Annotated in this window: 17 protein-coding genes; 11 read left to right on the top strand and 6 right to left on the bottom strand. The window is 41.4% G+C overall.

What is annotated here, in order from left to right:
* Positions 1-42: 42 nt before the first annotated feature.
* Positions 43-660 carry a 3'-5' exonuclease KapD gene (gene kapD, locus NST15_RS14645; protein ID WP_008345814.1) on the top strand — a complete coding sequence of 206 codons (618 nt, stop codon included), beginning with the start codon at positions 43-45 and terminating at the stop codon, positions 658-660.
* Here kapD and NST15_RS14640 read toward each other — a convergent pair.
* Positions 657-1,049 carry a kinase-associated lipoprotein B gene (locus NST15_RS14640; protein ID WP_008345812.1) on the bottom strand — a complete coding sequence of 131 codons (393 nt, stop codon included), beginning with the start codon at positions 1,047-1,049 and terminating at the stop codon, positions 657-659. The genes kapD and NST15_RS14640 overlap by 4 nt on opposite strands.
* 93 nt (positions 1,050-1,142) lie before the next feature.
* On the opposite strand from NST15_RS14640, the gene NST15_RS14635 reads away from it, so the two are divergent.
* Positions 1,143-1,319, top strand: a complete 177-nt coding sequence (locus NST15_RS14635; RefSeq protein WP_008345810.1) for a hypothetical protein — start codon at positions 1,143-1,145, stop codon at positions 1,317-1,319.
* On the opposite strand, the gene NST15_RS14630 is transcribed toward NST15_RS14635, so the two are convergent.
* On the bottom strand, positions 1,320-2,612 hold the full coding sequence (locus NST15_RS14630; RefSeq protein WP_138826349.1) for a HAMP domain-containing sensor histidine kinase: 1,293 nt from the start codon (positions 2,610-2,612) through the stop codon (positions 1,320-1,322).
* 133 nt (positions 2,613-2,745) lie between these two features.
* Positions 2,746-3,921 (bottom strand): MalY/PatB family protein, encoded by a 1,176-nt coding sequence (locus NST15_RS14625; protein ID WP_212356996.1) that lies wholly within the window; start codon positions 3,919-3,921, stop codon positions 2,746-2,748.
* Between the two features lie 83 nt (positions 3,922-4,004).
* Between NST15_RS14625 and NST15_RS14620 the strand changes: the two genes are divergently transcribed.
* Positions 4,005-4,265 carry a DUF1871 family protein gene (locus tag NST15_RS14620; RefSeq protein WP_025207895.1) on the top strand — a complete coding sequence of 87 codons (261 nt, stop codon included), beginning with the start codon at positions 4,005-4,007 and terminating at the stop codon, positions 4,263-4,265.
* On the opposite strand, the gene NST15_RS14615 is transcribed toward NST15_RS14620, so the two are convergent.
* Positions 4,262-5,086 (bottom strand): alpha/beta hydrolase, encoded by an 825-nt coding sequence (locus NST15_RS14615; RefSeq protein ID WP_342498608.1) that lies wholly within the window; start codon positions 5,084-5,086, stop codon positions 4,262-4,264. The two genes, NST15_RS14620 and NST15_RS14615, sit on opposite strands and share 4 nt — an antisense overlap.
* A 178-nt stretch (positions 5,087-5,264) precedes the next feature.
* Here NST15_RS14615 and NST15_RS14610 point away from each other — a divergent pair, with 178 nt between their 5' ends.
* The 3 genes from NST15_RS14610 (at position 5,265) to yugI (ending at position 7,550) form a co-directional block, all read left to right on the top strand.
* Positions 5,265-5,765: an Lrp/AsnC family transcriptional regulator gene (locus NST15_RS14610; RefSeq protein WP_007500517.1), complete on the top strand. Its 501-nt coding sequence runs from the start codon at positions 5,265-5,267 to the stop codon at positions 5,763-5,765.
* On the top strand, positions 5,766-6,959 hold the full coding sequence (locus NST15_RS14605) for an aminotransferase (protein ID WP_342498607.1): 1,194 nt from the start codon (positions 5,766-5,768) through the stop codon (positions 6,957-6,959). It abuts the gene before it with no gap.
* Positions 6,960-7,157: 198 nt separating this feature from the next.
* Complete coding sequence (gene yugI / locus NST15_RS14600) at positions 7,158-7,550, top strand: S1 domain-containing post-transcriptional regulator GSP13 (RefSeq protein WP_008345795.1); 393 nt, start codon at positions 7,158-7,160, stop codon at positions 7,548-7,550.
* A gap of 66 nt (positions 7,551-7,616) precedes the next feature.
* On the opposite strand, the gene NST15_RS14595 is transcribed toward yugI, so the two are convergent.
* Positions 7,617-7,853, bottom strand: a complete 237-nt coding sequence (locus NST15_RS14595; protein WP_008345792.1) for a DUF378 domain-containing protein — start codon at positions 7,851-7,853, stop codon at positions 7,617-7,619.
* Positions 7,854-7,997: 144 nt separating this feature from the next.
* Between NST15_RS14595 and NST15_RS14590 the strand changes: the two genes are divergently transcribed.
* From NST15_RS14590 to NST15_RS14570, 5 genes are all read left to right on the top strand, one after another.
* Positions 7,998-9,161 (top strand): iron-containing alcohol dehydrogenase, encoded by a 1,164-nt coding sequence (locus NST15_RS14590; RefSeq protein WP_017358962.1) that lies wholly within the window; start codon positions 7,998-8,000, stop codon positions 9,159-9,161.
* Between the two features lie 119 nt (positions 9,162-9,280).
* Positions 9,281-10,453, top strand: a complete 1,173-nt coding sequence (locus tag NST15_RS14585) for an iron-containing alcohol dehydrogenase (protein WP_058213663.1) — start codon at positions 9,281-9,283, stop codon at positions 10,451-10,453.
* Positions 10,454-10,579: 126 nt separating this feature from the next.
* The gene (locus NST15_RS14580; RefSeq protein ID WP_017367943.1) at positions 10,580-11,935 is read left to right on the top strand and encodes a glucose-6-phosphate isomerase; all 1,356 of its coding nucleotides are present in this window, start codon (positions 10,580-10,582) and stop codon (positions 11,933-11,935) included.
* 115 nt (positions 11,936-12,050) lie between these two features.
* On the top strand, positions 12,051-12,269 hold the full coding sequence (locus NST15_RS14575) for a spore germination protein (protein ID WP_144610069.1): 219 nt from the start codon (positions 12,051-12,053) through the stop codon (positions 12,267-12,269).
* 29 nt (positions 12,270-12,298) lie between these two features.
* On the top strand, positions 12,299-12,700 hold the full coding sequence (locus tag NST15_RS14570; protein WP_008345780.1) for a YugN-like family protein: 402 nt from the start codon (positions 12,299-12,301) through the stop codon (positions 12,698-12,700).
* On the opposite strand, the gene NST15_RS14565 is transcribed toward NST15_RS14570, so the two are convergent.
* Positions 12,697-13,683 carry a potassium channel family protein gene (locus tag NST15_RS14565; protein WP_041507696.1) on the bottom strand — a complete coding sequence of 329 codons (987 nt, stop codon included), beginning with the start codon at positions 13,681-13,683 and terminating at the stop codon, positions 12,697-12,699. The two genes, NST15_RS14570 and NST15_RS14565, sit on opposite strands and share 4 nt — an antisense overlap.
* Positions 13,684-13,756: the final 73 nt, after the last annotated feature.

The following is a 13,756-nucleotide window of genomic DNA, read 5'->3' as shown; positions in this document are numbered from 1 at the left end:
AGTAGCAGGATGGAAAACAGACGAGAAAGTGGGGTGAGACTGATGGAACAGAAGACGCTGCTTGTGGTCGATTTTGAATTTACGATGCCTGATGGGAAATATCATCCGCAAAATTTTTTCCCGGAAATCATTGAGGCCGGTGTCGTCAAAGCATCAAATGAAACGATCATAGACACATTCTCAAGCTATGTCAAACCGAAAAAGTTCCCGAAGCTGACAAAGCGCTGTAAATCGTTCCTTGGCATTACGCAGCAGGATGTAGAAAGCGGGATTTCTTTTGAGGCGTTTATCGAGAAGCTCGTGTCACTCGATGGGGGAGAAGACTGTGAGATTATCACATGGGGAAATATGGACATGAAGGTACTGAAGCAAAACTGTATGCTCAATCATATTGGTTTTCCTTTTAAGGGGAATCAAAGGGATCTGGCTTTTGAATATAAAACCTTTTTTGGGGATAGAACACTCACAGGACTTCGGAAAGCAGCTAAGGAGTACGGCAGTGAAGGAGCTGGTAAGCATCATAAAGCACTCGATGATGCCATGACCACTTATCAGCTGTTCACCCTTTTTGAAAAAGATCGATCCTATGTGGAAAATCCGCAAACAACCAAAATTGGTGAACTCATTGACTTCTCTCACTTTTTTGATTCGGCAGATTAGCGGGCGTCTTCTGGAAAATAATCTTTTTCAAGAGAAGAGAGGCACGCTCTTGATTTTTCAGCCCACTTGGAATCATCCGCACTGAGCCCTTTTTTCAATTTGTCTACGGCGTCTTTCAGTGATACTTGATAATTAGGTATGTCGCCATCATAAGGCTTGACCATATGATGAGGGATATTCGTCTGTTCCCTAAAGGCCAAAGCCCGTCTTTCCTGAAAAAAAGGTACGTCCGCTTCTTTTGGATGATGCAGGTCACCTTGAGTGGGGTGTGTTAAAACCGCTTTTACTTGAACGAGATAAGTAGATGGTTTAACGGCTGTCACTTCCCCAATGTAAACACCTGTTTTGTAAAAACCTTTCACGATTTGTCCAATCTGAATGTCTGTCATATGAAATTCCTCCATTTCCTTCGCATAAGAAGGTATTTCCTTTCTTTTAGCCAATATAGTGAAGTAAACGAGCAAAAGGGGGAAGAGCGAATCATGTCGTTCATCATATTCTTTCTACTGTATTTTCCTGAAGATAAAAGGGAGTATATCCCTGCGGCAATCACGACGGTGCTTTTCTTTGCTGCTGCATTTATTTGCTTTCGTCTGATCGTTCGTGCTTCTAAGAAGCAGGAGCAGATCGATGAAAAAAGGACAAAAAAAATGGATTGATCATTTTCTTCTTGTATCTTCAGGAAACTTCACGGTGACTGTTGTACCAGACTGCAATGAGCTTTTGAAACGAATGGTTCCATGATGATTTTCAATGATGGAAAATGTTACTGTCAGCCCAAGCCCTGTTCCTTTATTTTTCAATGTGTAATAGGGTTCACCAAGCTTTTTCATTTGGCTTTCTGACATGCCTACACCGTTATCAACGAAATAAAGGCAGATTCGATGATTTTCTTTTGAAGCAAACAGTTCGATTTTACCTTCGTGTTCGGGCGCTGCTTCAATTGCATTTTTGATTAAATTAATCATGACTTGTTTGATTTTCGTTTCATCACCTTGGATGTATAAGTCTGGTTCAATCGATTGATGAATCGTGACCGACTTAAAATTCGCATAGGATGTCATCAGCGACGCACACTCTTCAAGTAATTTAGATAAATTGAGAGACTCAATTTGATAATAATTTTGTTTCGCAATATCAAGATAGCTCGTAATAATATCCTGCGCACGGTCAAGTTCAGATAAAACGAGATTTTTATAATCTTTATTGGTTGACGGCTCTTTCGAATTGTCACTTGAAAAGAGCAGTTGGATAAATCCTCTCACCACCGTCAGCGGATTGCGGACTTCATGGGCGACACTTGCTGCAAGTTCACTCACAATCGTCAGTTTCTCTGATTGGACAAGCTGTGTTCTCATTTGCGCATTCTCTTTCACAAACTCAATGGAATAAATACTCAGCACAAGGAAGAATATGTAGTAAAGAGTTGAGAAAAATAATTCGAGCAGCTTTTGTTGCATAATGAATGCAGGGCTGTACTCTATTAAGCTGACCACAAGCAGTCCAATGTAAATAAACATCCCTTTTGATAACGCAATCATGACTCCGTATAACAGCTTTCTCTGCTTAGAATATTGGCGCCATTTCCGGTAAAGCAGGAAAGGAATGAAAAAGTAAATCGGTACAACAATCAATCCAACCCATAAAAAAGAGCCATACATCACGAACTTTACGGTTGAACTAACTAAGATAGCGACGATTCCGGCGGTATATCCCCCGTATAAAATAGCCAGTACAAGGGGAATCGATTGAAGCCCAGTCTGCAAATCTAAAATCGAACCAACTGGATACATAATACATAGTGCTGATGAAATGGATGCAAATATGGTGATGAGCAGTTTATTCGTTTTAGGGAAATGAGCAGGGGTCCGGCTTAGCCATAGTGCATGATATAAAAAGATTGGAAATAGAATAAAAGATACATGGAGCAGAAAATCCTTGAACATTTCCATTTAAATGCTCTCCTCGTAAATAATTGTAATTCCTCTCATTATATCATTTCATGTACAAAGTAGATATGATAATAGGAGGGTTTTTTTCTTTAAAAAGAACACCCGTTAGGATGTTCTTTTGATAGAAATGGTTTTATTCGGATGATTGAGTGAATGCTTGGTGAAGGCGCTTCAGACCTTCTTTCACTGTTCCGGCAGGACAGCCTAGATTCATTCGAATAAAGCCGTCTCCTTCGTGCCCATATACGTTTCCGAGCTCTAGTATGACCTTGCCCTTTTTCAGCAGATTACGTTTCAATTCTGCTTGAGTGAGCTCATAATCACGAATATCCAGCCACAATAGATAAGAAGCATCTGGTTTCATATAACGCATGCTCGGCAGATATTCATCAATATAATCCATTGCGATCTTCATATTATTTTCGAGATAAAGAACAAGTGAATCAAGCCACTCATCTCCGTGGCGATAGGCCGCCTCCATGGCAGGAATCGCAAAGGCATTCAGTTTAGACAATCCATTTCTTTGCACTTCATTGGTGAAAAGGGTTCTTTTTTCTTCATCAGAAATGATAATGGCAGATGCCTGAAGACCAGCTAAATTAAATGTTTTACTCGGTGCAATACACGTTACCGTGATGTTAGCTATCTCATCAGAAAGGCTTGCAAAAGGCACATGCGGCTGTCCGTAAAGCATCAGATCGGAATGAATTTCATCTGACACGACGGTGACACCGTACTGTACACATAGATCTCCTACACGCTTTAATTCCTCTTTTGACCAAGCTCTCCCTGAAGGATTATGCGGATGACAAAGAAACATCAGCTTTGCTTCTGGTTTGCTTAATTTCTTCTCTAAATCATCAAAATCCATCATGTAACGGTTGTTTTCTATTTTTAAAGGGTTGGTTGAGACGATACGTCCGTTTCTTTCAATCATTTGATAGAAGGGCGTATACACCGGTGACTGAATGACCACTTCATCATTCGGAGCTGTAAAGGCTTGTACCGCAAAACTAAGTGCTGTCACGATACCTGGTGTGAAGGTGACGGCATCTGTTTGTATCGTCCAACCGTGTCTTCTTTTGACCCAGTCAGCTACTGCTTGCTGCGTATCCTGATCCTGAAATGCATAGCCGAATACGCCGTGATCTAATCGTTCTTTTAAAGCATCAAGTACGACTTGCGGCGCTTTAAAATCCATATCTGCTACCCACATTGGCAGCGCATCTGTTGTCAGGAACAAAGACTCTGCTTGATCCCATTTGACTGATTTTGAACCTTTACGTATGATCTGTTCGTCGAAATTCATGAAACCCACCTCTAGCCGTTTTTCAACCATTCTTGGTTGTGCTAAAATAAACATCACAAAATTTATTATAAGCGGTGATCCCCATGAAAGATAGTCAAGCTGTAGAAGAGATGATTCAAATCATTAAGGCATGGGACCCTTTTCAGTACGGAGAGGACTTTTACGAAACGGAGCCTGCTGACGTCATCAGTGCCTTATACGACGCAGAAGACCCGTTATCTTTCGCGAAAGACATTCAAGCCATTTACCATCACTCATTTGATCAGCTTCTTCCGATGGAAAGCTGCCAGCATATCGCAAATCAGCTTTTTATCATAAGAGAAAGTAGCTCCTGCTCGTTTTAAGACAGGCTGAAATGACCAATTTGATCAGACACAAAGACCGGATTTTCCTCAGGGATGAGGTGCCCGGTTTTTTTTAATGCGTGAAAGGTTGAATGTGGCAGATCCTTGTGCAGTCTTTCGCCAATTTGAATAGGAACGATCCGGTCTTCCTCCCCCCAAATCAGCAGGACAGGTGTCTCCATTTTCTTTAAGACATCTGACGCTAAATCGCCTTCCCTGTGCCGGATCAAACGAAAAATACCTTTAAAAATTTGGTCATCTGAAAAAGGCTTTAAATATCCGTCTACCATCTCTTGATCAATAATCGAATGATCATGCACAACAGCGGTTAAATTTTTCATAATACCTTGCTTGAACAACTTTCTTTTTAAATAGAGATAAAAATAAGGAATATATGTGCTGTAAACTAGCGACTTTTTGGACTTATTCATATACCCTGAGCTGCACAAAAGAACAGCTTTTTCAAATAGGTCGGGACGCTCAGAGGCAGCATATAAAGCAATTTGTCCCCCCATGGAATGCCCCACGAGGATCGCATGCTGAATCTGCAAATAACCAGCTAGTTCAATGATGATTTTTGCCATGTTGCGATAGCTGTAAATGAACGTATTTGATTTTTCGGACTGCCCGAATGGAGGCAGATCAATCGCAATTAAATTGAAGTCTTGTTTCAGAAGCGGGATGAGCTTTCGATAGCTGAAGGTAGATGAGAAAAGGCCGTGAATCAAAATCAATGTCTTCTTACCTTCATTTGGATAGTGTTCGTAATAGATATCTAAACCGAATTTACTTTTCATATAGGATGGCTGTACAATGTCCACACTCATCAACTCCGATATTTGATACTCACTCTCTGTTAGGTGACTGTATTGTACCCTAAAAAGTGGATTTTAAGCTACGATTAGAATCTTTTCCCTGCTTAGCATAATGGGAAAAACGTGCTATAATGTTCAGAAGATTTTTTAAAACTAGCTTTTTACAATCAGAGGTGTGAAATCAATGAAACTAACCGAAAAAGAAACTGAAATATTAGAGATTTTAGATGAAAACAGCCGCGCCGATTTAAATACAATTGCAAAAATGGCAGGTGTGACATCAGAAGAAGCAGAAGCCATTATTCAAAAGCTCGAAGATCAAAAAGTCATTATTGATTATTCGACCATGATTGACTGGCGAAAAGTAGACGGACACGAAGGCGTTACAGCGATGATTGATGTGAAAGTGACCCCAAAAAGAGGCGTCGGTTTTGATGAAATTGCTGAACGGATTTACAGGTTCCAAGAAGTGGAGTCCGTGTATTTAATGTCAGGCGTGTATGATTTATCTGTTGTGATCAGAGGAAGATCCATGTCTGATATCGCCCGCTTCGTATCTGAAAAATTATCGACACTTGATTCTGTTGTTTCAACCACTACCCACTTTATTTTGAAAAGATATAAGCATGATGGGAAAGTCTTTGAAACAGGGGACGATGACAAAAGAATCGTGGTGTCTCCTTAAATGAAAAAGTCTTATTTATCTGAAACGGTACAAAGCATTCAGCCGTCAGGTATTCGGAAATTCTTTGATTTGGCAGCCACAATGGAAGGGGTTATCTCCCTCGGGGTCGGCGAACCGGATTTCGTGACAGCTTGGAATGTGAGAGAAGCCAGTATTATGTCTTTAGAACAAGGACTGACCTCTTATACAGCAAATGCTGGGCTGCTCTCTTTGCGAAAAGAATTGAGCCATTATTTATATAAGCGGTTTCACATTGAGTACAGTCCTGAAGAAGAACTCATTATTACGGTTGGCGGCAGCCAGGCGCTTGATTTGGCCTTTCGCGCCATTTTAAACAACGGGGACGAAGTAATCATTCCAGAGCCTTGTTTCGTCGCATATGGGGCTCTGACGACACTTGCGGGCGGTGTACCGGTTTATTTAAGTACATCGGCTGAAAAAGATTTTAAAGCCGATTCTGCTGATCTTCGTACGAAGCTGACGCCGAAAACAAAAGCCATCTTGCTATGCTCTCCATCAAACCCAACAGGGTCTGTTTACTCGAAAGAAGAGCTTGAAGATATTGCTCAGTTTGCAAAGGAGCATGATCTTTTAATCATCACAGATGAGATTTATGCAGAGTTGACATACGATGAAGCTTTTACGAGCGTAGCGGCGATTCAAGATATGAAGGAAAGAACGATTTTGATTTCAGGCTTTTCCAAAGGGTTCGCTATGACGGGGTGGCGCTTAGGCTATGTGGCAGCACCGCCAGTCCTCCGTGATGCCATGCTGAAAATACATCAATATACTATGATGTGTGCACCAGCTATGGCACAATATGCCGCAGAAGAAGCATTAAAAAATGGACTTGAAGATGTGGAGAAAATGAAGAAAAGCTACAGAAGACGCCGTAATTTGTTTGTCGGCTCTCTCAATGAACTTGGACTCACTTGCCACCAGCCAAACGGAGCGTTTTACGCTTTCCCGTCCATTAAAAGCACAGGCATGACTTCAGAACAATTTGCCGAGGAGCTGCTGCTTAGCGAGAAAGTAGCGGTTGTCCCTGGAAATGTATTCGGTCCAAGTGGTGAAGGACATATTCGCTGTTCATATGCGTCATCACTCGATCACTTGCAGGAATCACTTTCAAGAATCCAGCGTTTTTTGCAGAATAGACAAGTGAAAGAAGAGGCACCTGCTATCTTAAAATAAAAAAAGGCATCAATCCATCTGGATTCATGCCTCTCAAATTAGGGGGGAATACTAGAAAGCATTCTTGTTTTCAGGTATTCCCCCTTTTGAACGGATCTAAACCCAATTAAAAAATATTTTGCGTAAAAGACCGTTCTGTGATATAGTTTTTAATTGCGTATAAACGAATATTAAAACATTTATTTAGGAGTTGTTATCATGGCGACAAAGTTTGAAGTAGGCAGTGTTTACACTGGTAAAGTAACAGGATTACAAGCGTATGGTGCGTTTGTTGCATTAGATGAAGAAACTCAAGGACTTGTGCACATTTCTGAAGTGACACACGGTTTTGTAAAAGACATCAACGAGCACCTTTCGATTGGTGACGAAGTACAAGTGAAAGTTCTTTCTGTTGATGAAAATGCTGGTAAAATCAGCCTTTCTATCCGTGCAACGCAAGAAGCACCTGAAAGAAAAGAAAGCAAACCAAAGAAACAAAGACCACAGCAAGTGAAAGAAGAAGCTGCTGCACCACAAGGTTTCAATACACTGAAAGATAAACTTGAAGAGTGGATTGAGCAATCAAACCGTAAAGACCTTATCAAGAAATAAAAAAAGCACCGCTTCAAACGGTGCCTTAGGCTGCCTCATAGGCAGTCTTTTTTTATGTCTTTTTCATTAGCGGACCTCTGGATTTGGCTCGTCACGGCGGACAGCTTCTTCACTAGGTTTGAACAACAGACCAAGATTGACAAGGCCTGCAATTCCAACAAGACCATAAATAATACGTGATAATGCAGCACCTTGACCGCCAAAGATCGCTGCTACTAAGTCAAATTGAAAAAAGCCGATTAGTCCCCAGTTAATAGCACCGATAATCGTGAGCACGAGGGCAATACGCTGAATAGCACTCATCGTGATTCCTCCTTTCGCTACAGTATCAATACATTTATATTTTGCAGATTTTTAGCCAAACTATGCGTAAGAAAATGGATGAAAGCAAATTACTTTACTTTTGGAATGAAAGAGGCGCATAATGTAGCGCGAGGAGGAGATCACATGGATCGATTTACTTATTGGAACCCAACGAAATTAATTTTTGGAAAGGGAGAAGTATCAGCCCTTTCAGATGAACTAAAACACTACGGAAAAAACGTATTGCTTGTATATGGTGGAGGCAGCATTAAACGAAATGGCCTTTATGACCAAGTTGTCAGTATCTTAAAAGAATCAGGAGCTGCAATCACTGAGCTTGCTGGTGTTGAGCCAAACCCGCGCTTAACAACGGTTAGAAAAGGGGTTGAGCTTTGCAAAGAGAACCAAATTGATTTTATTTTGGCAGTCGGCGGAGGTAGTGTCATTGACGCAACCAAAGCGATCGCAGCTGGTGCGAAATACGATGGAGATGCTTGGGATATCGTCACTCGTAAGCATGTCCCAATGGAAGCCATCCCATTTGGTACAGTATTAACACTTGCCGCGACAGGTTCTGAAATGAACTCTGGCTCCGTCATCACAAACTGGGAAACAAATGAGAAATACGGATGGGGCAGTCCAGCTGTCTTCCCTAAATTCTCTATTCTTGACCCAGTCAATACATTTACTGTGCCAAAAAACCATACGATTTATGGCATGGTCGACATGATGTCTCACGTGTTTGAACAATATTTCCATCACACGGAGAATACACCTTACCAAGATCGTATGTGTGAAGGACTTCTTCGTACGGTCATTGAAACAGCACCAAAGCTGATCAATGATTTGGAAAACTATGAGCTTCGTGAAACGATTTTATTCACAGGCACCATTGCACTGAATGGAATGCTTTCAATGGGCGCACGCGGAGACTGGGCATCTCACAATATTGAGCATGCGGTATCTGCGGTGTATGACATCCCTCATGCAGGCGGACTTGCGATCTTGTTCCCGAACTGGATGAAGCATGTCATTCAAGAAAACCCAGGTCGCTTCAAGCAATTAGCAGTGCGTGTATTCGATGTAGACCCTGCGGGCAAAACAGACGAAGAAGTTGGCTTAGAAGGAATCGAAAAACTTTCTGCTTTCTGGACAAGTTTAGGAGCACCAAACCGTTTAGCTGACTATGACATCAACGATGAGAAAATTGATCTGATTGCAGACCGTGCAATGGCACGTGGTGAATTTGGCCAATTTAAAAAGCTGAACAAGGAAGATGTTCTAGCTATTTTAAACGCTTCTTTATAATCGAACATGGAAAAGATAGCTGCTTTTAAGCAGTTATCTTTTTTGAGTTCTGCATGTACATATGTTACAGTAGTCTTTCATGTTTTTGGATATATATGTTTTAAGGAGATGTAGAACAGATGGAGAACTTTATTTACTATAATCCAACGAAATTAATGTTTGGAAAAGGACAACTAGACGGACTAAAAAGCGAACTCGCTCGTTATGGAAAGCGAGTGCTTCTTGTATATGGTGGAGGCAGTATTAAGAAAAATGGTCTTTATGATAAGGTCATCAGCACTTTAAATGAAGCAGAGGCTGACGTATTTGAACTGTCAGGAGTTGAACCGAACCCTCGCCTCACTACAGTGCAAAAAGGGATCGACATTTGCCAAAATGAGAACATTGATTTCTTATTAGCAGTTGGTGGGGGAAGTGTCATCGACTGTACAAAAGCCATTGCAGCTGGAGCTGAATATGACGGGAATGTTTGGGATATTATTTCAAAGAAAACGACCGCTCAAAAAGCACTGCCATTTGGCACAGTATTGACACTTGCAGCGACAGGCTCAGAAATGAACCCGGATTCTGTGATCACGAACTGGGAAACAAATGAAAAGTACGTGTGGGGCAGTTCAGTCACGCACCCTGCTTTTTCAATTTTAGATCCTGAGCACACATATTCTGTGCCAGAGAATCAAACGGTGTATGGCATGGTTGATATGATGAGCCATGTATTTGAACAATATTTCCATAATGTCAAAAACACGCCTTTACAAGATCGGATGTGTTTTGCTGTTCTTCAAACAGTCATCGAGACAGCGCCAAAGCTACTTGAAGACTTACAAAACTATGAGCACCGTGAAACCATCCTTTATGCAGGAACGATTGCTTTAAATGGCACGCTGCAAATGGGCTATTTTGGCGACTGGGCATCACATACGATTGAGCATGCAGTATCAGCTGTTTATGACATTCCGCATGCGGGTGGACTTGCGATCCTCTTCCCAAACTGGATGCGTCATACACTTGATCATAATGTCGAACGTTTTAAAAACCTCATGTTGAACATGTTTGACATTGAGACAGAAGGAAAATCGGATCGTGACATCGCATTAGAAGGAATCGACAAGCTGTCAGCCTTCTGGACAAGCCTCGGTGCACCGAGCCGTTTAGCGGATTATGATATTGGTGAAGATCAACTGGACAAAATTGCTGACATCGCAGCAAAAGAAATGGAATATGGTGGTTTTGGTAACTTTATGAAACTTGGCCGTGATGACATTTTAGCGATTTTGAAAGCTTCTCTATAATTTGGATGGCCGCTTCTCTTCATGAGGAGCGGCTTTTTGCTGCATCAATGATGATCACTTGATTTCAATAGCTAGTTCCGCTAAAGTGAAAGGGACAGAACTAACGTAATGGAGGGCTTACAAGCGATGACACATATTCAATTTGACTACTCGAAAGCGTTACCTTTCTTTCAAGAACATGAGCTTACATATTTAAAAGATTTTGTGAAGGTGGCCCATCATAATATTCATGAACAAACGGGTGCTGGCAGTGATTATTTAGGCTGGGTTGACTTACCGAAGCAATATGATCGCGAAGAATTTGCCCGCATTCAAAAAAGTGCTGAAAAGATTAAATCTGATTCTGATGTATTACTCGTTGTTGGAATTGGTGGATCTTATCTTGGGGCACGTGCGGCCATTGAGTTTTTAAACCATTCTTTCTATAATACTTTGCCAAAAGGCAAACGCAAAACACCGCAAATCATCTTTATTGGAAACAACATCAGTTCTTCTTATTTAACAGATGTAATGGATCTGCTAGAAGATGCCGATTTCTCCATTAACGTGATTTCAAAATCTGGTACAACAACAGAGCCAGCCATTGCGTTCCGTATCTTTAAAAAGCTCCTTATCGAAAAATATGGTGCTGAAGAAGCGAAAAAACGCATCTATGCGACAACTGACAAGGCACGCGGGGCACTCAAAACATTAGCAACTGAAGAAGGCTATGAATCATTTATCATCCCTGATGACGTCGGCGGACGCTATTCCGTCTTAACAGCAGTTGGTCTATTGCCAATCGCTGTAAGCGGTGCAGACATTGATCAAATGATGGAAGGTGCTGCGAAAGCAAGTGAAGACTTCGCTTCATCTGAGCTCTCAGAAAATGCGGCTTATCAATATGCGGTTGTTCGTAATGTTCTTTACAATAAAGGACGGACAATTGAAATGCTGATTAACTATGAGCCAGGATTACAATACTTTGCAGAATGGTGGAAGCAGTTATTCGGTGAAAGTGAGGGGAAAGATGAAAAAGGAATCTATCCTTCATCTGCCAACTTCTCAACGGATCTTCATTCACTTGGTCAATATGTACAAGAAGGAAGAAGAGACTTGTTTGAAACCATCGTGAATGTAGACAAGCCACGACATGAACTTGTCATCGAAGCAGAAGAACAAGACCTTGATGGGTTAAACTATCTTGCAGGAAAAACGGTTGATTTCGTCAATAAAAAAGCATTTGAAGGCACAATGCTTGCTCATACGGATGGAAAAGTACCGAACCTGATTGTGACGATTCCTGAAATGGATGCTTATACATTCGGATATCTCGTGTACTTCTTCGAAAAAGCATGTGCGATGTCTGGGTATTTACTAGGCGTCAATCCATTCGACCAGCCTGGAGTAGAAGCGTATAAAGTGAACATGTTTGCTTTATTAGGAAAACCGGGCTTCGAAGAGAAAAAGGCAGAACTTGAGAGCCGTCTCAAACAATCATAAGAATAAAAGGCACATCTTTTCATAAGGTGTGCCTTTTTTTATGTTCTCATGGTGTCAGTGCAAGCCTCCCTAAGCTCTGTACATAGAATAATCAATGGAGGAGGTTGATGAAGCGATGAGAACAAATCATATTTATATCCATGACATTTCAGGGCAGGCCATCGTTAACTTTGGGAATGTTGGGCGGATTTGTCCAATGAGTGCTACGAAAGAAACATCAGGAGCGGGCAGTGTGAACGAGACAAATGCATCATCCAGCCAGGCCTTATTTGATGCCGCATTTACAAACAATGTGCAAATCACAAAAGGCAAATGTATGAATTCCTCTCTTTAACGAACCCTATACAAAAAGGAGGGTTCTGTATGATTCATGTACCATCTAGGCTAACTGGTGAAAGCTTTTCACTGTACCATTTAGAAGAAAACATGAAGCCGCTCGGATATGTCATTAATGGGAATTGGGATTATGATCATGGATATTTTGATTATAAAATTGACAACCGTGACGGCTATACCTTTCTCAGAGTTCCGTTTACAGCCGAGAAAGGACAGCTGGATCAGCCAGGCGTTGTGGTGAAAATGGGACATCCATTTCTCTTAAAGCATGTCTATCAAGATAAATTAGATGACCATGCGATGGTTGGAAATGTCGGGGCATCTTTTAACCAATTCCAAGAACCGAAAGAGAAAGACGGAGATGTGTCAAAGGCTTATGCCGAAATTGGCTTTTCACTCGTCAAAGAATTAGAAGATGCACTGCTTTAAAAGCTGATCAGCTCATCCTCTGGATGAAGCTCATATCCAAAAGGAGGATTCATCATGGGTCCTTCTTTTTTTTGTACGCCTACAATGATGACATGGTGCTCTAGAAAGTGATGAAGTGCCGTTAAGAATGTCTCTCCAGCTAATGAAGCCGGTACTGGAATGATGGTGATCTGTTTATGGAGGGTCATGTTTCTTTTGATTTTTAACGCCATGAGCTGTTCTTTTAAAAGAAAATGCTCCACCATTAAATGATTCACGGCATCAGAAGTGTGGATGACTTGATTGGCTCCAGCCCGCTCAGCATTTTTCACATAGCGATCTGTTAAAATTTCAATTAAACAATATAACGAAGGATTTAATCCTTTTGCCGCAAGCAAGGTTAAGACACTCTGCATATCAGCCGTCACTTCATTTTCATGCTGGTCGGCGGTAATCATCAATGTATCAGCACTCATAATATTTGCTCTGCGAAGTGTGGCATCCTCTGTACCATGGCCTTTAATAAAATGGACATTCTCTAAAAGAGGTCCTTCCTTTAAGGAATCATCAATGAGTACAATCGGCATGGCGGGATCAATGGTTTGAAACGATTGAAGCAGTTTGTTCGTTTTCTCATTCCAGCCAACGATAATGACATGTCCTTTCCCCTTAAAAGCGACCTTTCCTTCTACATAATGGTGCTGCTTACTGAACACAGCGGCAGCGAGTGTGGCAAAATAAGCCGTTACAAAGCTTGCCCCGATCAGAATCAGCGCCATACCTGCGATTTGTCCGGGCATGGTTTGCGGCACAAAATCACCATAGCCTACCGTCGCGACTGTAATGAGAGCCCACCAGATCCCATCAAAGATCGTATGATACTGCTTTGGTTCAAGTATGACGATTAATTGTCCAAAAAAGAGAAGCAAGAAACAGATGATGATCGCAATGCGAACATAAAGAGGCCATCTTAGCCAGGCAATGAAGATACGGTTTGATTTCATCGAACTCGTCCTTTCAGGGAGACTGCTAATGTCAGTATGCCCGATTAGGAAACAATTTTTCATCATCGTCATG

It is taken from the genome of Bacillus sp. FSL R5-0820 (assembly GCF_038593385.1).
Taxonomy (GTDB): Bacteria; Bacillota; Bacilli; order Bacillales; family Bacillaceae; genus Bacillus; species Bacillus altitudinis.
The sequence above is the reverse complement of the archived record's forward strand: the minus strand, read 5'-3'. Positions and strand labels throughout refer to the sequence as shown.

Coding starts and splice junctions, on each gene's coding strand:
- kapD (WP_008345814.1), top strand. CDS start 43: ATGGAACAGAAGACGCTGCTTGTGGTCGATTTTGAATTTACGATGCCT.
- NST15_RS14640 (WP_008345812.1), bottom strand. CDS start 1,049: ATGACAGACATTCAGATTGGACAAATCGTGAAAGGTTTTTACAAAACA.
- NST15_RS14635 (WP_008345810.1), top strand. CDS start 1,143: ATGTCGTTCATCATATTCTTTCTACTGTATTTTCCTGAAGATAAAAGG.
- NST15_RS14630 (WP_138826349.1), bottom strand. CDS start 2,612: ATGGAAATGTTCAAGGATTTTCTGCTCCATGTATCTTTTATTCTATTT.
- NST15_RS14625 (WP_212356996.1), bottom strand. CDS start 3,921: ATGAATTTCGACGAACAGATCATACGTAAAGGTTCAAAATCAGTCAAA.
- NST15_RS14620 (WP_025207895.1), top strand. CDS start 4,005: ATGAAAGATAGTCAAGCTGTAGAAGAGATGATTCAAATCATTAAGGCA.
- NST15_RS14610 (WP_007500517.1), top strand. CDS start 5,265: ATGAAACTAACCGAAAAAGAAACTGAAATATTAGAGATTTTAGATGAA.
- NST15_RS14605 (WP_342498607.1), top strand. CDS start 5,766: ATGAAAAAGTCTTATTTATCTGAAACGGTACAAAGCATTCAGCCGTCA.
- yugI (WP_008345795.1), top strand. CDS start 7,158: ATGGCGACAAAGTTTGAAGTAGGCAGTGTTTACACTGGTAAAGTAACA.
- NST15_RS14595 (WP_008345792.1), bottom strand. CDS start 7,853: ATGAGTGCTATTCAGCGTATTGCCCTCGTGCTCACGATTATCGGTGCT.
- NST15_RS14590 (WP_017358962.1), top strand. CDS start 7,998: ATGGATCGATTTACTTATTGGAACCCAACGAAATTAATTTTTGGAAAG.
- NST15_RS14585 (WP_058213663.1), top strand. CDS start 9,281: ATGGAGAACTTTATTTACTATAATCCAACGAAATTAATGTTTGGAAAA.
- NST15_RS14580 (WP_017367943.1), top strand. CDS start 10,580: ATGACACATATTCAATTTGACTACTCGAAAGCGTTACCTTTCTTTCAA.
- NST15_RS14575 (WP_144610069.1), top strand. CDS start 12,051: ATGAGAACAAATCATATTTATATCCATGACATTTCAGGGCAGGCCATC.
- NST15_RS14570 (WP_008345780.1), top strand. CDS start 12,299: ATGATTCATGTACCATCTAGGCTAACTGGTGAAAGCTTTTCACTGTAC.
- NST15_RS14565 (WP_041507696.1), bottom strand. CDS start 13,683: ATGAAATCAAACCGTATCTTCATTGCCTGGCTAAGATGGCCTCTTTAT.